A 20,116-nucleotide genomic window follows, 5' to 3' on the forward strand; every position below is an offset into this window, starting at 1 on the left:
TGGCTGGAGAAGGTCATGTCGGGTGAATGGGCGTTGGGCGATCCGGTCAGTGACTAAGCAGTCCGACGCAGACAAATAAAAAGCGGCCACGAAGGCCGCTTTTTATTTGTCTGCTCAATCAAGGTTGCGCATCGTTCGGCACGCGTTTCAACGCCGGGCTAAAATCGAAGCTGTGTATCTACACGTCATCCGACGGTCGCATTGTGATTTTTTGCGAACGGTCGTTCACAAAACGCGTTTTTGCGATTAAACTTTCTAACAAGCCCCGATCAGCATGAAGGTTCTCGACTTGAAGTGCTCACACGACCATCGTTTCGAAGGCTGGTTTGCTTCGACCGATGAGTTCGAATCCCAGTTGTCGCGCAAGCTCGTGGCTTGCCCGGTGTGCTCGACAACGGAGGTGAGCCGCATGCCGTCGGCGCCGCGCCTGAATTTGTCGGCAGCTCGCTCGTCCAGCAGTTCGGACCAGGGCGAAAAAGAGGCAGCTGGATCGAACGGATCCAACCGATCCAACGTTACGCAGGCGGCCCCGCCGCCGCAAGACGCCGATCAAGCGCTTCAGGCGCGTGCGTTGCAGTTCATGCGGGAAATTCTCGCGAAGACCGAGAACGTGGGTGACCGTTTTGCTGAAGAGGCGCGGCGCATGCATTACGACGAAGCGCCGGCGCGCAATATTCGCGGCGTCGCAACGCCCGAAGATGCGCACGCATTGATGGAAGAAGGCATCGACGTGATGCCGTTGCCCGTGCCGGCCGCACTGAAAGAGCCGCTGCAATAAGCTGAAGCAGGTTCAGCCTAACGCGCGTCTCCTCATGGCCGACCCGGGTCATGACAGGAGACACAGCGCATGGACCTGAATTATTCCCCCGCCGACGACGCATTTCGCGTCGACATCCGCGCCTGGCTCGATGCCAACCTCCCGCAGGCATTGCGGACCAAGGTGCTCGAACACAAACGTCTGAACCGCGATGACTACGCAAGCTGGCACAAGCTGCTCGGCACGCGTGGCTGGTCGGTGGTCGCCTGGCCGAAGGAATATGGCGGTCCCGGCTGGGACGCGACGCAGCGCCATATCTGGGACGAAGAATGCGCTCGCATTGGTGCGCCCGGCGTGTTGCCGTTCGGGGTATCGATGGTCGCGCCCGTCCTGATGAAATATGGCAGCGATGCGCAAAAAGCCCACTATCTCCCGCGTATTCTCGATGGCACCGACTGGTGGTGCCAGGGTTACTCGGAACCCGGTTCGGGTTCTGATCTGGCCTCGCTGAGAACGCGCGCTGAACGCCAGGGCGATCACTACGTGGTCAATGGCCAGAAAACGTGGACCACGCTCGGCCAATTCGCCGACATGATGTTCTGCCTCGTGCGCACCGACACCGGCGCGAAGAAGCAGGAAGGCATCTCGTTTCTTCTCATCGATATGAAGACGCCGGGCATTACCGTGCGCCCGATCATCACGCTCGATGAAGACCACGAAGTCAACGAAGTGTTCCTGGAAGACGTGAAGGTGCCGCTCGAAAATCTGGTCGGCGATGAAAATCGCGGCTGGACCTACGCGAAATCTTTGCTCGGACATGAACGCACGGGCATTGCGCGCGTGGGGCAATCGAAGCGGGAACTGGTGTTCCTGAAGCGGCTTGCCGCGAATCAGAAGAAGGGCGGCGTTTCGTTGCTCGCCGATCCTGTGTTCTCCTCGAAAATCGCGGCGCTTGAGATTGAGATGATGGCGCTCGAAGTCACCGTCCAACGCGTGGTCGCGAGCGAAGCAAATGGCCGCGGGCCTGGACCGGAGGCGTCGATGCTCAAGATCAAAGGCACCGAAGTCCAGCAGGCGCTAACCGAACTCATGGTCGAAGCGATCGGCCCGCAAGCTGCCGCGTTCGATCCAGCGTTCCTGGAAGGCGATCGTGAACACAGCCTTGCCGGCGACGACGATGCCGCGCCGCTTGCCGCGTACTACTTCAACTTCCGCAAGACGTCGATCTACGGCGGCTCGAACGAAATTCAAAAAAACATCATCGCGCAGATGATTCTGGGCTTGTGAGGAGCTGCACATGGACTTCAATTTCACCGATGAGCAGCAACAGTTCAGGGACGCATTGCGCCGGTATCTCGACAACGAGTACACGTTCGACGCGCGGCAGAAGATCGTTGCGTCCAAGGAAGGTGTCGATGCAAAACACTGGGCGGCATTCACTGAACTAGGCTTGACGGCATTGCCGGCGCCTGAACCGCAAGGTGGTTTCGATGGCGGTCCGGCCGACATGCTGGTTGTGATGCAGGAACTCGGACGTGCGCTTGTCGTGGAGCCGTACTGGGCGACGGCGGTGGGTATCGAAGCGTTGCGGCTTGTAGGCGATGACCACGCTAACGCGTTGCTCGAACGCGCGGCCGCCGGCGAGATCAAGCTCGCGGTCGCGTTCCACGAACCGCATGCTCGCTACGATCTGTTTTCGGTCGATACAACAGCGCAAGAGAAAGGCGATGGCTTCGCGCTGAGCGGCCAGAAGTCGTTGGTCTTGCATGGTGCTCAGGCCGACTACTGGATCGTGCCGGCGCGGCTGGCTGGGGAAATTGCGTTGTTCGTCGTTGCGCGCGATGCGGCTAATGTGGAGGTCACCGAGTATCGGACGATCGATGGTCAGCGCGCCGCGACGTTCACCTTCAATGCAACGCCTGCTGAGCGCCTTGGAAAGAGCAACACGGGCGCAGCTACGCTTGAGCGCATTGCCGATTACGCTACGTTCCTGCTGTGCGCCGAAGCTGTCGGCGTGCTCGATGCGTTGAATCACGCGACGGTCGAGTACACGAAGGAGCGTAAGCAGTTCGGCACGCCTATCGCGCGTTTCCAGGCGTTGCAGCATCGGATGGTGGAAATGCTGATTCACGCCGAGCAGGCGCGTTCGATCACTTACCTTGCCGCGGCCCGATACACGAGCGATAACGCCGATGAACGTCGTCGCGCAATTTCCGCAGCCAAGGCACGCGTCGGTCAAGCAGCGCGCTTCGTCGGTCAGCAGGCAGTGCAACTGCATGGCGGGATGGGCGTGACGAACGAAGTCGCGGCGGCGCATTGGTTCAAGCGCCTGTCGATCATCGAGACAACGTTAGGCGATGTCGATCACCACCTTGCGCGGTTTGCATCGTTGCCCGGATTCGCCGACACCGACGTTTGATTAATGGATGCAGTGAGAAAAGGAGAGCGGAGATGACGTTCAGCTATGAGGATTTCGAAGTTGGAGCGGTGGCGCAATTGAGCGGTCATACGTTTCTGAAAGAAGAGATTATCGAATTTGCCGGGCGTTATGATCCGCAGCCTTTTCATTTGAGCGAGGCGGGTGGCGAGGCATCGCCGTTTCGCGGACTGGTCGCGAGCGGCTGGAATACGTGTTCCGCGATGATGGGCATTCTGGTGCGCGACATGCTGTCCGATTCCACTTCGATGGGTTCACCCGGGCTCGATAACATCCGCTGGCTCAAGCCGGTGCGGGTGAACGACACGGTGAGATTAACCGTACGCGTGTTGAGCAAGCGGGTATCGGAGAGCAAGCCGGATCGTGGAATTGTCGGCACGCGTTGGGAGGCTTATAACCAGCATGACGAACTGGTATTGACCGTGGATTCAGCAGCCATCTTCGGGCTTCGTCAGCCGGGAAACTCGCAATGAAGTTGACGAGCGCAGCCGATGTCAAAGCCGCGGAGGGCGGGGACGAGTATGTGAGCGAGTGGCTGGAAATAGATCAGTCACGCGTGAACCGATTCGCCGATGCCACCGACGATCATCAGTGGATCCACGTCGACGTAGAAAGATCGAATAAAGAATCGCCGTTTGGCGGACCGATTGTGCATGGGTTTTTGACCTTGGCGTTGGTGCCGATGTGGCTGGACCAGTGCGTGCCGTTGCAGCAGAAAATGGGTGTGAACTACGGCATGAACAAGGTGCGGTTCATGTCACCGGTGCGGGTCGGGACGAAGCTCAGGGCGAGGTTCTTAGCGGAAACGGTGACTGATGTGGAAGAGGGCGGGGTGCAGGTGATCTGGCGCGTGACCGTGCAGAAAGAAGGCGGTGAGAAGCCGGCATGCGTCGCTGAATTCATCACCCGGCATTACTTCTGAACGTTGGGGCGCGGCCAGGTTCATCTATCAAGAAACCTGGCCGCGCTTAATGCCTAACGCCTCGCGTACTGCTGCGCGCCGAACAGCACTTCGCGCTGTTTATCGCCGGTCAATTCCTTGCGAGCTGAAGCAAGTACTTCAACCCCTCGAATAACCGCGGGCCGCGCTGAAATCTCGTCAAACCAACGCTTCACGTTCGGAAATTCTTCCAGCTCAATCCCCTGGTTTTTCCAGGACCGTGTCCACGGGAACGTTGCAATATCAGCGATTGAATAGTCATTGCCAGCGAGATATCGCGTCACGCCCAATTGCTTGTCCATCACGCCATACAAGCGCTTGGCTTCATTCGAATATCGATTGACCGCGTACTCGATCTTCTCCGGCGCGTAAATCCGGAAATGATGCGCCTGGCCAAGCATGGGTCCAACACCGCCCATCTGGAACATCAACCACTGCATGGTCGTGTATCGTCCCACCGGATCCAGAGGCAGGAACTTCCCCGTTTTCTCAGCGAGATAAAACAGGATCGCGCCGGATTCAAAGAGCGCGAGCGGCTTACCGTTAGGGCCGTCGCTATCGATAATCGCGGGGATCTTGTTGTTCGGGCTGATCGCCAGAAAGTCGGGCATGAATTGATCGCCGGCGCCAATATCGATGGGAATCGCTTTGTACTCGAGCCCGAGTTCTTCGAGCATGATATGAATCTTGTGGCCGTTCGGCGTGGCCCAACTATAGACGTCGATCATTTTCGCTCCTGGTCCTGCACACGGGAAGGCGGCGACCCGAGCAATCAGGGATCGCCACTCAAAAACGCTGCCGAAAATTAAACCATAGTTCGCAGAAAGACGCTGAACACCGGTTCACGCGTACCGTGAAAGCTCCAGCTTGGCGATCGCGTTCCGATGCACTTCATCAGGCCCATCGGCAAGCCGCAACGTCCGTGCATGCGCATAGGCATAGGCCAGCGGAAAATCATCGGACACACCGGCCGCGCCGTGCGCCTGAATCGCCCAATCGATGATCTGGCACGCGATATTCGGCGCGACCACTTTGATCATCGCGATTTCGCCGCGTGCGCCCTTATTGCCGACGGTATCCATCATGTAGGCGGCTTTCAAGGTGAGCAGACGTGCCTGCTCGATCATAATGCGTGCCTCGGCAATGCGCTCCCGAGTCACGCCGTGCGCGGCGATCGGCTTGCCGAAAGCGACCCGTTGCAGCGTACGTTTCGACATCAGTTCGAGTGCGCGTTCAGCCAGTCCGATCAGCCGCATGCAATGATGAATACGGCCCGGTCCCAGGCGTCCCTGCGCGATTTCAAAGCCGCGTCCTTCCCCGAGCAACATGTTCGATACCGGAACGCGTACGTTCTCGAGCGTGATATCCATGTGGCCGTGCGGCGCATCGTCATAGCCGAACACCGGGAGCGGTCGATGCACGGTGAGGCCGGTCGCGTCTGCAGGAACGAGGATCATCGATTGTTGCTGATGTTTCGGCGCGTCGGGATCAGTCTTGCCCATCACGATATACACCTTGCAGCGCGGGTCGCCCGCGCCCGATGACCACCACTTGTGGCCGTTGATTACGTAGCTGTCGCCATCGCGCACGATGCTGCACTGAATGTTCGTCGCATCGGATGAAGCGACATCCGGCTCGGTCATCAGGAATGCTGATCGAATTTCGCCTTGCAGCAGCGGTTCGAGCCATTGCAGCTTCTGCTGCTCGCTGCCATACCGTTCGATGGTCTCCATGTTGCCCGTATCTGGCGCGCCGCAATTGAACACTTCCGGCGCCCATGGCACCCGGCCCATGATCTCGCAGAGCGGTGCGTATTCCAGATTGCTCAATCCGGCGCCGCGTTCGGATTCTGGGAGAAACAGGTTCCAAAGACCGGCATCGCGGGCTTGTTCCTTCAGCCTTTCGATCAACTCCGTCGGAACCCACGCGTTCCCGTTTGCACGATTGGCGGCGACTTCACTGTTGAACGCGCGCTCGTTCGGGTAGATGTGTTCATCGAAGAAATGCCTTAGCTTTTGGCGCAGTTCCTGCACTTTAGGCGTGTAATCGAAATTCATTTCGTCTCCTCATTTACTTTCTGCGCATACGACCACGCGAGTTCGGCCATCGGTTTCGCGCGCTTTCCAGCGTCAACAGCCTGCGCACTTGCCGCCGTGCCTTCGCTCACTCGCTTCATGATTCCCTGCAGAATCGCCGCAATGCGGAACATGTTGTAGGCGAGGTAGAAATTCCAGTCGCCCTGGATCGCAAGGCCCGTACGAGCAAGGTATGTCGCGACGTATTCGTGCTCATCGGGAATACCAAGCGCCGCCCAGTCGAGGCCGCCGATACCGCGAAATTGCGTCGGGTCGACGTGCCACGCCATGCAGTGGTAAGCGAAATCGGCGAGCGGATCCCCAAGCGTGGACAGCTCCCAGTCGAGCACGGCGAGCACGCGCGGTTCGGTAGGATGGAAGATCAGGTTGTCGAGCCGGAAGTCACCGTGAACGATCGATACACGTTCCGCCGGTGCTCCTCCCGGGCTACGTGGAATATGTTTCGGCAGCCATTCGATCAGCCTGTTCATCGCATCGATAGACTCAGTTTCCGACGCAACGTATTGCTTGCTCCAGCGACCGATCTGACGCTCGAAATAGTTGCCGGGCTTGCCGTAGGTCTCAAGCCCGACCCGAGCGATATCCACCGAGTGAAGCGCCGCGATCACGCGATTCATCTCGTTGTAGATCGCGCCGCGTTCGGACGGCGTCATGCCCGGCAGCGCCTGATCCCACAACACGCGGCCTTCGATGAACTCCATCACATAGAACGCGCGCCCGATCACGCTTTCGTCCTCGCATAACGCGAACATCTTCGCGACGGGAACGTCGGTGCCGGCTAGTGCGTCCATCACGCGATATTCACGCTCGATTGCATGCGCCGATGGCAATAATTTCGCCGCCGGCCCGGGTTTCGATCGCATCACGTAACTGCGCACGGGCGTGATCAGTTTGAAGGTCGGATTCGATTGGCCGCCGGCAAACTGCTCGACGGTGAGCGGTCCAGAGAAACCTTCAACATGCGATTCGAGCCACTTAACCAACGCCGGAACATCGAATTGTTGCCGCTCGTTGACCGGGCGTGTTCCCTCGAACGCTGAAAAATCCTGCGGTGCGGGGGTATCGTTTGCAGCCATCGTTGTCTCCTCCGGTCTTGCGTTTGTTGAGGTATCACGCGGCGTCGCGCCGTTGACGGCGCTGTTATTCCGCATGCCCGCTATGACTTCATCAGCGATTTAAAGCGGACGAACTGCGCGTACAGCAGTTCCATGGTCGTATTCCGTACGCTTGCGTGAAGCGGCGAGGGCGGCGAATGATTCAGCGCGCGGATCACCCAGTCGCCAGGTTTATCGCCGATATCGAGCGCGTTGATGCAGCCCGTAGTCTGCGAAAGATGGCCGAAAAACGTGCGGCCTCCACTGGTAATCGCGTGCGACAACAGCGCGCGATTGACGCCGCCATGCAGCACGAGCAGCACCGTGTCCCACGATGCATCGTCGCGCAGGCGTTGCAGCGGCGGCAGCACGCGATCAAGCAACTCGCCGATAGTCTCGCCACCCAGAAACGACGTAGTTTCCGGCACGATGCCATCGAAAACGCTGAGAAAAGCGCGCTCGACATCCTTGGGTGGAAGGTCCCCCAGCCGGCCGCCGCGAATCTCCTGCCACTCCGGCCAGATGTCGATATCGATCTGCTGACCCGTTTCGGCCAGCACGCGTTGCGCCGTCTCGAGCGTGCGCGGCAAACCACTTGCGATGACTTTATCGAAGCGAATCTGCTGTGCCTTGAACTCGAGTCCCGCCGCACTCGCTTCTTCGCGACCGCGTTCGTTCAGCGGCACGCTTTCGGGGTCGATGGCGCGGCCGCTGGCATCGAAGTAAGTCACGTCGCCGTGGCGCATCAGGAAGATGCGGCGGCGTTTGGGCAGTTCGTACGAGGTCGTCATTTGTAGAGCGGTGGCCGCTTTTCAAGGAACGCGTTGATGCCTTCGAGCGCGTTGCCGTTATGCAGGGCATCGACGAAACCATCGCGTTCGTCGTCCAGCTGTTGGGCTAACGACTGCGTTTCGGCCGATGCGATCAGTGTCTTGATCCGCGCGAGCGCTTTCGGCGCCATGCGGCCCAGTTCATCGGCCCAGCCGATAGCCGCATCGAGCGCCGCGCCCGGTTTCGTCACGCGGTTCACGACGCCAACGTCATGCAGCCGCGTGGCGCCGATCGGTTTTGCTTCAAGCAGGATTTCGGTCGCGAGCGCACGCGGCAACGCGCGCGTGAGGAACCACGAGCCGCCGCCGTCAGGCGTGAGACCTACGCGGGAGTACGACATCACGAACTTGGCGTCCTCAGCCGCGACCAGCAGATCGCACGCAAGCGCAAGCGAGAAACCTGCGCCCGCAGCGGCGCCTTCCACAGCCGCGATCACCGGTTTCGTCGATGACCGCAATGCCACGATCCACTCGCCGAGCATGTCGATACTCGCGGCCTGCACCGAGGGATCCTTCGCGCGGTTTTCAAGCAAGCGGTTCAGATTGCCGCCGGCGCAAAAGAAGTTATCGGCGCCGGTCAGCACGATTGCGCGTACCGATGTATCACGCTCGGCCGTGTTGATCGCTTCGATGCCGGCGGTGTACATGTCCGGATGCAGCGCGTTGCGGGCGCCCGGATTGGACAGCTTGAGAACGAGCGTGGTGTCGCTTTCGGCTGGCCGGACGGAGAGCAGTTCGGCGCTCATGCTGCGGCCTCGTCGAAGGTGAGCGACAGGCCTAGCTGCGCACGGCGCACGAGCCACGGCGACGGACGATAACGCGGGTCACCGAGCACAGCCTGCATGTTGCGCAAGATAGTGAGGATGGTGCTCGCGCCGAGCGCATCGCCCAGCGCTAGCGGGCCACGCGGATAACCCAGGCCGAGCGTGACGGCGAGATCAATATCCGCAGGCGATGCAATGCGCTGCTGCGCGATATCGCAACCAATGTTGACGATAGTCGCCACCACGCGCTGAGCGACAAACCCGGTCGAATCGCGGATCACCGTGACGGGCACGCCATCGAATGCGAAGAGCGCGTGCGCGGCGTCGCGGAATTCGGCGGTCGTGGCGGGCGTGGTCATGATGGTGCGGCGGGTGGCATCGGTGAGCGGGAACAAGGTGTCGATAGCGACCGTGCGCGACGCGTCCAGTTTCTCCGCAACGCAAGCGGTGGTGGCATCGTGGCCGAGCGGCGTGACGATGATCAGCGAATCCGGCGCCGGGGTGCCGCCGGTATCTATAGTGACAGCCGTTTCCATCTTCGCGATCAGGCGGAATACTTCTTCACGCGCGTGGGCGGATGAGCGGCTCACCCACACGCGACGCGGCAACGTTGTAGGCGCCGGCGCTTCCTCGGGAATTTGCTGCTTGCCGTCTACATACTTATAGAAACCTTCGCCAACCTTGCGCCCGATCAACCCACCGGCGAGCCGCGTACCGGTAATAGGCGACGGCGTGAAGCGCGGTTCCTCGTAGAACTGGTGATAGATCGACTCCATCACGGGATGCGAGACGTCAAGCGCCGTCAGGTCGAGCAACTCGAACGGCCCGAGCCGGAAGCCGGCTTGTTCGCGCATGATCCGGTCGATATCGGCGAAACTCGCCACGCCTTCGCTCGCGATTCGCAGACCTTCGGTGTTCATGCCGCGCCCGGCGTGATTCACGATGAACCCGGGCATGTCCTTCGCGCGCACGGCCGTGTGGCCCATCTGGCGGCCGAGCGCCATGAGCGCGTCGCCGGCAGCGGGGTCTCCCCGCAAGCCGTCGATCACTTCGACCACTTTCATCAGCGGCACGGGGTTGAAGAAGTGCAGGCCGACCACGCGCTCCGGCTTGGCACAGCCCGCGGCAATGGCGGTAATGGACAGCGACGAAGTATTCGACGCCAGGATGCAGTTTTCGCCGACCACGCCTTCCAACTCGCGGAACAACTCCCGCTTGACGTCCAACTTCTCCACGATGGCTTCGACCACCACATCGCAATCGGCCAGATCGCCGATCGCACCGGCCGCATGAATGCGCGCCAGCGCCGCGTGTGCATCGGCTTCGATCAGCTTGCCTTTTGCGGCAAGTTTGTTCAGGGTATCGGCGAGATACTCGCGTGCAGCCGCGATGGCTTGTTGGTTGGTGTCATACAGACGCACGTTCAGGCCGCCGAGCGCTGCGATCTGCGCGATACCGCGTCCCATCGCGCCACTGCCGACGATCCCCAAGGTCCGAATCTCTGTGTCGCGAAAACTCATGGCGTGTCTCACTCCTTATTTGATAGATTAGCACGGTCGTACTGTTCGTGACGTGGCCCAGAAGGCCGCCGATTGCCTGCATTGCTTAAAACGAAAGATGTCCTGGAGACTCAAGATGCTCAAGCTGTATGGTTTTCCGCTGTCCAACTACGTGAACAAGGTGAAGTTCGTGCTGCTCGAACACGGCATTCCGTTCGAGGAGGTGCGTGCGAATTTCGGCCAGGACGAAGCAACGCTCACGCGCTCGCCGCTCGGCAAGGTTCCGTATGTGGAGACCGAGGCCGGGGCGCTGTGCGAGTCGCAGGTGATTATCGAATACCTGGCGAGCGCTTATCCGGAGAAACCCATTTTTTCCGCCGATCCGTTCGCCGCCGCGAAGGAGCGCGAGATGATCGCGTTCATCGAGACACACCTGGAACTGGTGGCCCGCGAGCTCTACAAGCAGGCGTTTTTCGGCGGCACTGTGACTGAATACGCCAAGGTGCGCGCGGAAAAACGGCTCAGGCATGGCATTGCCGGATTCAAGCGGATCGCGAAGTTCGAACCGTATGCGCTCGGCACGACCTTCAGTATCGCCGATGTCAGTGCATTCGTGAATTTGCCGCTGATTGGGCTGACGACGAAAGCGATCTATGGAGCGGATTTCCTGCTGGAAGCGGGGATCGACTGGAAGACGCACAACAAACTGGTGGGCGAGCGGCCGGCCGCACAAAAAGTCACGGCGGACCGGCTCGCTTTCATGGACGCGCAGAAAAAAGCGCTGCCGAAGATTTAGCTTTTAAAGACTGGCGAGACGTTCGAGCGCGGTGCGCAGCGTCTCTTCCTTTTTCGCGAAGCAAAATCGCACAACGCCCGATTCGTGGCTCTCGTGATAAAACGCCGACACCGGAATGGCCGCGACGCCAATCTCGCTCGTGAGCCATTGCGAGAACTCGGCTTCCGGCAGGTCGCTGATGGCCGAATAGTCGACGCACTGGAAATACGTGCCGTCGCAAGGCAGCAGTTTGAAGCGCGAGTTGGCGAGGCCTGCGCGGAAAAAGTCGCGTTTTTGCTGATAAAAAGCGGGTAATTCCAGATACGGCGCGGGATCTTTCAGGTATTCCGCAATGCCGACCTGCATCGGCGTGTTCACGGTGAAGACGTTGAACTGATGGACCTTGCGGAATTCAGCCGTCAGCGCGGCGGGAGCTGCGACATAACCGATCTTCCAGCCCGTCACGTGAAAGGTCTTGCCGAAACTCGACACCACGAAACTGCGCGCGGCCAGGTCCGGATAGCGGCACACGCTTTCGTGCGGGGCGCCGTCAAAGACCATGTGTTCGTAGACTTCGTCGGAGAGAACCAGCACGTCGGTGCCGCGCAGGATCTCGTCGAGCTTCTGCATGTCGGCTGCGCGCCAGACGCGGCCGGTCGGGTTGTGCGGCGAGTTGATGATCAGCAGGCGCGTTTTCGGGGTGATGGCAGCGGCGATCTTGTCGAAGGGCAGCGCGTAATCGGGTGCTTCCAGCGATACAAACACCGGTTTGCCACCCGCCAGTTCGATGGCCGGTACGTAGCAGTCGTACATCGGCTCGATCACGACGACTTCGTCGCCCGGGTGTACGCAGCACAAGACGGCGGTCAGGATGGCCTGGGTTGCGCCGGCCGTGACCGTGATCTCGCGCTCGGCGTCGTATTGGCGGCCATATAGCCGGCCGATTTTCTCGCTGATCGCGTGGCGCAGCGAAGGGGCGCCGGCCATCGGCGGATATTGGTTGTGGCCGTCGCGCATGGCGTTCGAGACAGCGTCGACAATGCGCGGATCGCACGCGAAATCCGGAAAGCCCTGGCCTAGATTGACCGCGCCTTTTTGCGTCGCGAGCGCGCTCATGACCGTGAAGATGGTCGTGCCGACGTTCGGCAGGCGCGAAGTGATAGCGGGGACAGCGGACGAATACTGAAGGTCGTGCGAGGCGTTCATGGCGTGGGCGATCGGCTGCGCTAGAGGGAAATGTCTCCTATTTTAAACGTCGATGGCGTTTGTTTCTTCGTAAGCTTCAATGTGGGCTTCAAAACTGGCCACGAACGGTGCGGGCTGGGCGATTCGAAAGCCGAAGTCGCGTGCCGTGCGTTTCGCGAGTTTAAGCACCGCACGATCCTTCGAAACCAGCCAGTCCGCTCGGCTCGCATGCGCCAGTTCAAGAAACTTCTGGTCGTCGCGGTCACGGCATTTCGGCAGCGGCGGTGCGTCGGCGGGCGGCGGTTCGGGCGCCACGAGCTGCGAGAGCCGCGCGATCGTTTCGAGCGCTTCGGCCTTATTCACGGCGAAGCGCGTGAATTGCGGATAGTCCAGCACATACATCAGTTCTTTAAGGCAGCGCGAATCGATCAGCGCTTCCAGCGTACCGGCTTCGAGCGCGGCGCGAATTGGGCGCGTGATCGGGTCATCGAATATCAGGATATCGATCCAGACATTCGAATCCAGCACGGCGCGCAGCACGGGGGATTTTTTCATTCGATACAATCGAGGGTTTCCGTCTTCATCGTTGGCAGCATGCCGGCGAGCCCCTATGATAATCGTTCTATCGCCGGCCAAATCGCTCGACTACGAGACCCCGCCTCACGTCACCAAACATACGTTGCCTGAATTCGCCGTCGATTCCGCTGAATTGATCGACGCGTTGCGCAAGCTCTCGCCACAGGAAATCGGCAGCCTCATGCATATCTCCGACCCTCTCGCGCGACTCAATTTCCAGCGTTATGCGGACTGGTCGCCGAGCTTTGGCACGCATAATTCGAAGCAGGCCATGCTGGCCTTCAACGGCGACGTCTACGATGGATTCGACGCAAAGTCGCTGCACGCAGCGGATCTGGACTACGCGCAAACTCATGTGCGTGTGCTCTCCGGGTTATACGGGTTGCTGCGGCCGCTGGATCTGTTGCAACCGTACCGGCTGGAAATGGGCACCAAGTTCACCAACGCTCGCGGCAAGGATTTGTATGCCTTTTGGGGCGATCGCATCACGGCTGCCTTGAACGCGCAGATGAAAAAGCAAAAGGGCGCACGCGTGCTGGTGAATTGCGCGTCCAATGAGTATTTCAAGTCGGTGCAACCGAAGCGCCTGGACACGCCGGTGGTTTCTCCAGTCTTTCAGGACTGGAAGAATGGCCAGTACAAGATCATCAGTTTTCACGCTAAACGCGCACGTGGCCTGATGGCGCGATTTGCCGTGCAGCATCGAATTGACGAGCCGGAAGGCCTGAAGGCTTTCGAGAGCGAAGGTTATGCCTTCGATAAAAAGGCATCGACTGAAACGAGTTATGTGTATCGCCGGCGCCTGGGTCTTTGAGCGCGACGAGCACGCATTATTAAGGAAGCGTCATGAGCATTTCAATCACGAGTCAATTCGATGCAGGCGCGATAGACGTCGTGTCTGCCGAGGACCCCGCGGGCATTCGTCTGCGTGTGCGTCCGGACAACCACGCCGACTTCGCGCAGTGGTTTTACTTCCGCGTCTCGGGCGTGCGCGACGAGCCGCTCACGATGACCTTCGAGAACGCCGCTGACTGCGCGTTCGCCGATGGCTGGCGCGATTACAGGGCGGTAGCCAGCTATGACCGGATCAACTGGTTTCGCGTGCCCACACGTTACGACGGCCGTGTACTGACGATCGAGCACACACCCGATTTCGACGCTGTCTATTACGCCTATTTCGAGCCGTATAGCGAAGAGCGCCATGCGGGTTTCCTGGGCGCCGTGCAGCAGATGCCGCACGCGACACTGACTGAAATCGGCCGGACCGTGCAAGGCCGGCCCATGTCGCTCGTGTCGCTCGGGTTGACCGAAGAGGGCGAGGAACCGGTGAAGCCGAAGAAGAACGTGTGGATCATCGCGCGCCAGCATCCCGGCGAGACCATGGCCGAGTGGTTCGTCGAAGGGCTGATCAAACGGCTCGCGGGCTGGGGCGATTGGGCGGGCGACCCCGTCGCGCGATTGATCTTTGATCACGCCGTGTTTCATATCGTGCCGAACATGAATCCCGATGGCAGCGTGCTCGGCAACCTGCGCACCAACGCCGCAGGCGCCAACCTGAATCGCGAATGGATGGAGCCTGACGCGGCGCGTAGCCCTGAAGTGCTGGCGGTTCGTAACGCCATTCACGCGCTGGGCTGCGATCTTTTCTTCGATATCCATGGCGACGAAGCGCTGCCTTACGTGTTCGTAGCCGGCTCCGAGATGCTGCCTGGTTTCACCGAAAAACAAGCGCAGGAACAGAAGGCGTTCATCGAATGCTTCAAGCAGGCGAGTCCCGATTTTCAGGACGTGTACGGCTATGAAGCGAGCAAGTACCAGACGGACGCGTTGAAGCTGGCGTCTAAATATGTGGGCAATGAGTTCGGATGTTTGTCGCTGACGCTCGAGATGCCCTTCAAGGACAACGCGAATCTTCCGGACGAGCGTGTGGGCTGGAATGGCGAGCGCAGCGCTGCGCTGGGGGCGTCGATGCTTCAGGCTATCCTGCGGCACCTGCAGGCGTTCTGAGGCTGGCAAGCGGAGCGAGGTTCGAAGCGAAGTGAGCGCCGGTGAACGCATGCGATGCGCGTGCGTTCCGAAGGACCTGCATCAAAAGGGCGTGACCGCTTGACGGCGATCACGCCCTTTTGCGTTGGCGTTCGAGCGTGAGACGGTGGGTGACGCAGTGGACGGCGACTCAGTGCTTCTTTTTGCTCGCCGATTTTTTCGTCGTCTTGCTGCCTGCTGATGTCGAGCTCGTCTTGCCTTTGCCTTTGCCCTTGGCCGCACCATGCCGGCCTTTTGCACCGTGGCTCGAGCGAGGTTCGGCTCGCGGCCTAGCTGACGGTACGGGATCATTCCAGCCGAACGCCAGCATCTGGCTGCCTACATAGCCGCAGCGGAACTGCAGCGTGGAAGGTGTCGAGTCGCCATCCTTGGTGACCCCAAGGCCCTCGACGGTCACGACGTTGTCCACCTTGATACGTTGCTTGTGTTCGTCGAATGCGTCGTTCCAAGGGACGATGCTGCCATGAGCGGAGTCGAAGGAACTAGCCGGAAACTCCACGTGATCGAACGCCGTCGACGTACTCGCCACGAAACTTCCGTGTGCGGCGCAGTCGGCTACCAAGGGGTTGGCGTTGAAGTCGGTGACGAAGTGATTGACGAGCTCGTTGCGTTCGTCGAGCGTATCGGCAAACGCGGTGGTGCTGCATGCGGCCGACACGAGTGTCGTCATTGATGCAATTGCCACCAGCCGGCCGACCAGCCGGAGCAGTCGACGCGGTACTTGAATACTATCCATCGGGTTATGCACTAGAGAGACAACAGGCACGTAAGATGCCCGACAGTGAGCGGGAGTTCCATCTTATATTAAATTCTTTCACCAACAGCTAACCATGTCCGGTCTCGACACAGGTTCTGCCGTGGACTTTGATGCGGGATAAGGTTTGGAACCGATGCAGCGTTCAGACGCGCGGTCCGCGATCCAGCCGATAACGCCGGACGTCGAACGTAGTGATCCAGGTAGGGCGGTAGACGGTGATCAGGATGGTGAACACGCCGGTGAACAAGCCCTCGCCGGCGACCAGCAGGGAGGCAGCGAGCGTAAATCCGGCCGGGATAATAATCTCTCCATTGGCAAGCACGATTTCCAGCAGCAGTCCTGCCGAGCACGCTATTGCGACGGCGCATGCCGACGTCAGGAACCCGTGACCGAGGATGAAGACGAAGAGACTTCGCGGAATCCACGCCTGGATAGCTTTCTGCAGAAGCGACGATACGGCAACGGGCAATGCCCCGAACAGCAGGAAAGTTACGGGAACGCCGGGCCATGATGCATCCAGCACGACGGCCGCCAGACCGGTTGTCACGGCCATGCCGATCATGGCGAGTTGCCAGTCGAACAACGTGACCATTAGCGTGGCGCCGAGCAGATGAATCGCGGGACCGTCTTCGAACCATGTATTGCACGCCCACAGCACCGTCACCGCGACCACGATACCGAACCAGACGTGCTGAAGCGTCCCGTCTTGCAACCGGCGGAACGGGTTCTTCCAGATCGCAAGCGCGAGCACGCCCGCAGTGACAATCCAGCCACCAATTGCGAGCCAAAGCGGAAGAGGTGTGTAGAAGAAACCCATAAATCTTATATTACTCGTTTGCGCCCGAAAACGTGTGCATTGACTGTGCCAGCGGGGATTTTCCAACACGCAACGCGTCAATTTACGCGTTGCGTCCAGACTGTGAAACGACCCCGCTCAGTCGCCGAAGCGGGGTTGGGGTTCTGCGGCCATCGGCAGCAAATCTTCGTCTATTTCCGCACGCGGCGCATACGTCAGCAAAGCGGCGGCGCGCAGTGGCACCGGACCGGCATCGCCGAGCGCGGGTCGTGGCGATGCGTCCACCTCGCGCTTCAGGACTTCGAGATAACCGTTCTGCCAGCCGTTATAAATAGCAACGGCCGCGGCGCGATTCGGTGCACCGAGTTGCTGGAAGATACTGCCAAGGTGAATTTTCACCGTGCCCTCGCTGATTCCAAGTGTCTTCGCAATGATCTTGTTGGTGCTGCCCATGTGCACGCACCGCATGATTTGTTGTTGGCGCAGTGACAATGTGTTGAACGGCTTTGAGCCCTTTCGAACCTCTTTCGGTGCGGTGTCGCGGCGCGGCAAAAAAACGGGCTCGAGCGCCGGGTCGAGCGCGCACGCAGGGACGTAGTGGCCACCCAGCAGAACCATTTCAAGCGCGCGAACAATCAGCGTGGGGTCGAGGTCCCGTGGCACCACGCCGAGCGCACCGGCGCCGAGAAGCAATCGGACCTGCGCGGTTGACGCTTCGTCCACGATGATTGCCGCAGGAATCATCGGGAAGGCGTTCAACAGCGTGCGCAGATCTGCCATGCGCATGGCGTCGTGCCAGTCGATCACGATCATGTCCGGATCGAGCCGCAGGACCGCGCTTGCGGCTTGCCGCCAGTCCTTCGCCTCGTTGAAACGCGCGCGCCGGTCTATATGCCTTAAAAGCGCCTTCAAACCTTCGCGACGCTCAGCTTCGGAGTTGACTATGGTGAATTTCATGCGTGCCTCGTTGTTATATGGGTTCGGCGCGATGCCCACTTCCGGGCGGGCGATGTGCTGCTGAACCGATAATGACCAATCGCGGCCGAAATTGCGCCCTGACCGAATGGCATAGGCATTACGCACAAAATTCCGCGCTGAATTTCGCCTGACGGTTGATTTGGTGAATTAATTTCTGTTCGGGGCAGCTTTGCTGGGAGGGGTCTCAAATATCTGCGGCTGAAGTCGGGACGATTCTCAAATAAAAATGTGAATGCGAGACGTAACGAGACTTCTCTGAAGCGTGCTTCCGTGCCGCGGCATGGCAATGCATGCGAATAATTTGGGTTGCTCTTGCTCGAATTCACTGGCAGCGTTGTTTTGATCTGACAACGCAGCAAGTGGCTTGAGCTTTTCGCTGCTTCGCGCATTGATTTTGTCGGCTCAGTGGTGCTGACGGAGGGGTAGATAGCGCTCAGGGAATGAAACCACGACGAAGAGGCCGCTACCCGGATTGCATCGCATGGACGATAGGGCGGATCAACTGTCGAAGCCCCTTTCTTGCGGTAGCGAACTCGGCGCTTGAGACTGCTTCGTGAGATGGGGTTTTATTTCGGGAGGAGCTGGAGCGTGCCTGTTTGTCCGCGCGACGCGGATTGCTGCAACGTCACATGCAATCGGTAGTCGGCGTTGCGAGTGCGGCGCGCAAAAAAACCGTTCCACTGAGCGCTGGAACGGTTTTTTGTATCGGATCAAGAAGTTGAGGTTGGGGCCATCAGGATTTGCGCTCCATCCCTTTCGGCACGTCGAGACGCTAGCCTGCGCATCGCTTACGGCGATGCGCACCAGGGGAGGGTGACGACATTCGACTCACGAGCCCTAAATGCCTTCAACCCCTCAGTCAGTGAAAATGCGGCTGGGCTGGCTCAGCGTCTTCCGGCATTTCCGCATGGACGATTTCCCCGAGCGGATCTGCGTACAGCGGCACGCCGCAATCGTCACAGTATTCCGGCTCGAAACGGCCGGTATGCCGACGAACGTCGGTCACACCTGAGCGCTTCAACAACGCAACGATCTCTTCTACCGGGCCATCCGCGCCTTCCAGTTCGGCCGCTTCCTCCGCTGCGTTAATCTCGCCGTTTTCCCGTCCGTAAAGTGGCCAGACGACACCATAGATCACGTCGTTGCTGCCACGGCGCGTAAATCCGATCCGATATTCGTCCACGCGTTGCTCACCGAACCCCGCAATCACGGCGCGTAGTTCATCAGGCGTCGTGCTGAGTGTATCGAATAGGTAACGAACGGCGGTGCGGACCGAGTGCGGTCGAACCTGTTCGTCGGCGTCACGGCATGCCGAGTAATAGGCGTCGGGCAACAGGCATTCGAATTCGCAGCCGGGCAGGATGGCGGCAAAACTGGCGCCGCCTTGGGTCGCCCAGTGTTCAAGACACTGGCCGCGTTCAATCCGGGCGCCGGCCGTTTCCTCTTGCCACCGAAACAGCGCGTCACCAGCGGGCACGATGGCCATCGCAAGCAGAAAGCGCGGATCGGCGAGGATCGGCGAAGTTTCAGGCAGGTCACCTAGGTGAAGGCGCGCTGGCGCATTGCCGAGCACGGTTTGTATGAGTTGCTGCGCGACACGCGCCGTTTCCACATGGTGGCGCGGTAACTGGTCGATGCTATAGAGGTACGGGGCAACCGCCACCTTCGCGCCTTCCGCGAGCACATGCGCTTGCAACTGAGCGCGCAAGGCGTCGACGACGTCGACCTTGAGCGGCCCGGACGGAATCGAGTAGCGCGTCCATGCGAGCACGGGTGCCGCTATCAGCAATGCTTCGTGCGGTACGCCGTCGATCTCGATTGCGAACGACTCGCTTTGTGTCTCCGCCATATCGGCAAGTGCGCCGTATGCGTCGGGAAACTTGAGTTGAAGATGGTCGAGCGCGGCATCAAGCGCAGTCTGATTGCCGTTGCGCACAATTTTCCCGAGAAGGGTGTCGAGACGCGCTTCCCAGAACCGGTCTTCTATACGGCTGCCGGATGCGAAGAGCGAGAGCGAAAGACCGACGAGCTTGTCGGCATCCGGGGGAAGTCGTTTGGCGATTCGCGAGCGCATAGGAGGCAGTTATCAGGTGCAGAGAACCTTAGATTGTAGTCGCTATGCGTCCGGTTGGACCATTAGTGCGCGGCCTCTCTGCGATGCCGGTTTTGAGCGTTCCTTTTGCGCCCGTTGTTAGTGTGGAAAACGCCTCGTTGAAATTCTTTTCGCGAACCCCTTGCGCGAGTGAGAAACGGGCACTAGAATTCCGTTCCTTCGCTTCACGAAGAGGCGAAGGGAAGTGAGAAAGTGGTGGGCGTGTGTAGCTTAAGAGGATGCCGCAAAGCCAAGCAGGACGGGCTTCGCAGCGAATCGGAAAGTCTGGGTTGAGTAAAAAAACCTGTTGACGAAAAGCGAAACGCAGGACATAATCTCGTTTCTGTGCTGCACGAGCAGCGACGCGAAAGCGGCAGGGTTCTGAGGGATGGGAATCGTGCGGTGGATAGCGAATGTTCTTTAAAAACTAACAGCCGATAAGTGTGGGCGCTTGGTGCTTGGCTTTAAGCGTGGTGGTGTTTTCCGGGGTAACC

Annotated in this window: 20 protein-coding genes; 8 read left to right on the forward strand and 12 right to left on the reverse strand. The window is 59.5% G+C overall.

Annotation, left to right across the window (positions count from 1 at the left end):
• Nucleotides 1-274 precede the first annotated feature (274 nt).
• The 5 genes from FH08_RS0132585 to FH08_RS0132605 all read left to right on the forward strand — a co-directional run bounded on the left by FH08_RS0132585 (nt 275) and on the right by FH08_RS0132605 (nt 4,116).
• Nucleotides 275-778 (forward strand): DUF1178 family protein, encoded by a 504-nt coding sequence (locus tag FH08_RS0132585; protein WP_031362384.1) that lies wholly within the window; start codon nt 275-277, stop codon nt 776-778.
• 69 nt (nt 779-847) lie between these two features.
• Nucleotides 848-2,044: an acyl-CoA dehydrogenase family protein gene (locus tag FH08_RS0132590; RefSeq protein ID WP_031362385.1), complete on the forward strand. Its 1,197-nt coding sequence runs from the start codon at nt 848-850 to the stop codon at nt 2,042-2,044.
• Between the two features lie 10 nt (nt 2,045-2,054).
• On the forward strand, nt 2,055-3,176 hold the full coding sequence (locus tag FH08_RS0132595; protein ID WP_031362386.1) for an acyl-CoA dehydrogenase family protein: 1,122 nt from the start codon (nt 2,055-2,057) through the stop codon (nt 3,174-3,176).
• Nucleotides 3,177-3,208: 32 nt separating this feature from the next.
• Nucleotides 3,209-3,667 (forward strand): MaoC family dehydratase, encoded by a 459-nt coding sequence (locus tag FH08_RS0132600; protein ID WP_031362387.1) that lies wholly within the window; start codon nt 3,209-3,211, stop codon nt 3,665-3,667.
• Nucleotides 3,664-4,116: a MaoC family dehydratase gene (locus FH08_RS0132605; protein WP_031362388.1), complete on the forward strand. Its 453-nt coding sequence runs from the start codon at nt 3,664-3,666 to the stop codon at nt 4,114-4,116. Before FH08_RS0132600 ends, FH08_RS0132605 begins: the two co-directional genes overlap by 4 nt.
• A gap of 53 nt (nt 4,117-4,169) precedes the next feature.
• Here FH08_RS0132605 and FH08_RS0132610 read toward each other — a convergent pair whose 3' ends face one another.
• From FH08_RS0132610 to FH08_RS0132635, 6 genes are all read right to left on the reverse strand, one after another.
• On the reverse strand, nt 4,170-4,862 hold the full coding sequence (locus FH08_RS0132610) for a glutathione binding-like protein (protein WP_031362389.1): 693 nt from the start codon (nt 4,860-4,862) through the stop codon (nt 4,170-4,172).
• A gap of 114 nt (nt 4,863-4,976) precedes the next feature.
• Entirely contained in the window at nt 4,977-6,191 is a 1,215-nt protein-coding gene (locus FH08_RS0132615; RefSeq protein ID WP_031362390.1) for an acyl-CoA dehydrogenase family protein, read from the reverse strand.
• On the reverse strand, nt 6,188-7,306 hold the full coding sequence (locus FH08_RS0132620; RefSeq protein ID WP_031362391.1) for a phosphotransferase: 1,119 nt from the start codon (nt 7,304-7,306) through the stop codon (nt 6,188-6,190). Before FH08_RS0132620 ends, FH08_RS0132615 begins: the two co-directional genes overlap by 4 nt.
• Before the next feature lie 80 nt (nt 7,307-7,386).
• On the reverse strand, nt 7,387-8,115 hold the full coding sequence (locus FH08_RS0132625; protein WP_031362392.1) for a histidine phosphatase family protein: 729 nt from the start codon (nt 8,113-8,115) through the stop codon (nt 7,387-7,389).
• Nucleotides 8,112-8,900: an oxepin-CoA hydrolase, alternative type gene (locus tag FH08_RS0132630; RefSeq protein ID WP_031362393.1), complete on the reverse strand. Its 789-nt coding sequence runs from the start codon at nt 8,898-8,900 to the stop codon at nt 8,112-8,114. The genes FH08_RS0132625 and FH08_RS0132630 overlap by 4 nt, the downstream gene beginning before the upstream one ends.
• Nucleotides 8,897-10,438: a 3-hydroxyacyl-CoA dehydrogenase gene (locus FH08_RS0132635; protein WP_031362394.1), complete on the reverse strand. Its 1,542-nt coding sequence runs from the start codon at nt 10,436-10,438 to the stop codon at nt 8,897-8,899. The genes FH08_RS0132630 and FH08_RS0132635 overlap by 4 nt, the downstream gene beginning before the upstream one ends.
• 115 nt (nt 10,439-10,553) lie before the next feature.
• Between FH08_RS0132635 and FH08_RS0132640 the strand changes: the two genes are divergently transcribed.
• The gene (locus tag FH08_RS0132640) at nt 10,554-11,213 is read left to right on the forward strand and encodes a glutathione S-transferase family protein (RefSeq protein WP_031362395.1); all 660 of its coding nucleotides are present in this window, start codon (nt 10,554-10,556) and stop codon (nt 11,211-11,213) included.
• 3 nt (nt 11,214-11,216) lie between these two features.
• On the opposite strand, the gene FH08_RS0132645 is transcribed toward FH08_RS0132640, so the two are convergent.
• Nucleotides 11,217-12,398 (reverse strand): pyridoxal phosphate-dependent aminotransferase, encoded by a 1,182-nt coding sequence (locus FH08_RS0132645; protein WP_031362396.1) that lies wholly within the window; start codon nt 12,396-12,398, stop codon nt 11,217-11,219.
• 42 nt (nt 12,399-12,440) lie between these two features.
• Complete coding sequence (locus FH08_RS0132650) at nt 12,441-12,932, reverse strand: putative toxin-antitoxin system toxin component, PIN family (protein ID WP_031362397.1); 492 nt, start codon at nt 12,930-12,932, stop codon at nt 12,441-12,443.
• Nucleotides 12,933-12,987: 55 nt separating this feature from the next.
• Between FH08_RS0132650 and yaaA the strand changes: the two genes are divergently transcribed.
• Together yaaA and FH08_RS0132660 are read left to right on the forward strand one after the other, a co-directional pair.
• A complete protein-coding gene (gene yaaA / locus FH08_RS0132655) occupies nt 12,988-13,767 on the forward strand; it encodes a peroxide stress protein YaaA (RefSeq protein ID WP_031362398.1) in 780 nt (259 codons plus the stop codon).
• Between the two features lie 32 nt (nt 13,768-13,799).
• Complete coding sequence (locus tag FH08_RS0132660; protein ID WP_031362399.1) at nt 13,800-14,960, forward strand: M14 family metallopeptidase; 1,161 nt, start codon at nt 13,800-13,802, stop codon at nt 14,958-14,960.
• A gap of 169 nt (nt 14,961-15,129) precedes the next feature.
• On the opposite strand, the gene FH08_RS0132665 is transcribed toward FH08_RS0132660, so the two are convergent.
• From FH08_RS0132665 to FH08_RS0132680, 4 genes are all read right to left on the reverse strand, one after another.
• Nucleotides 15,130-15,735, reverse strand: coding sequence for a BspC domain-containing protein (locus FH08_RS0132665; protein ID WP_031362400.1), 606 nt, complete (start codon nt 15,733-15,735; stop codon nt 15,130-15,132).
• 163 nt (nt 15,736-15,898) lie between these two features.
• Entirely contained in the window at nt 15,899-16,573 is a 675-nt protein-coding gene (locus tag FH08_RS0132670) for an energy-coupling factor ABC transporter permease (protein WP_031362401.1), read from the reverse strand.
• Nucleotides 16,574-16,690: 117 nt separating this feature from the next.
• Nucleotides 16,691-17,509, reverse strand: a complete 819-nt coding sequence (locus tag FH08_RS0132675) for a LuxR C-terminal-related transcriptional regulator (protein ID WP_031362402.1) — start codon at nt 17,507-17,509, stop codon at nt 16,691-16,693.
• An 880-nt stretch (nt 17,510-18,389) separates the two neighbouring features.
• Entirely contained in the window at nt 18,390-19,604 is a 1,215-nt protein-coding gene (locus tag FH08_RS0132680; protein WP_031362403.1) for a DUF2863 family protein, read from the reverse strand.
• Between the last annotated feature and the right edge of the window lie 512 nt (nt 19,605-20,116).

The sequence above is a fragment of the Caballeronia sordidicola genome (assembly GCF_000729995.1).
In the GTDB taxonomy this organism is placed as follows: Bacteria; Pseudomonadota; Gammaproteobacteria; order Burkholderiales; family Burkholderiaceae; genus Caballeronia; species Caballeronia sordidicola_A.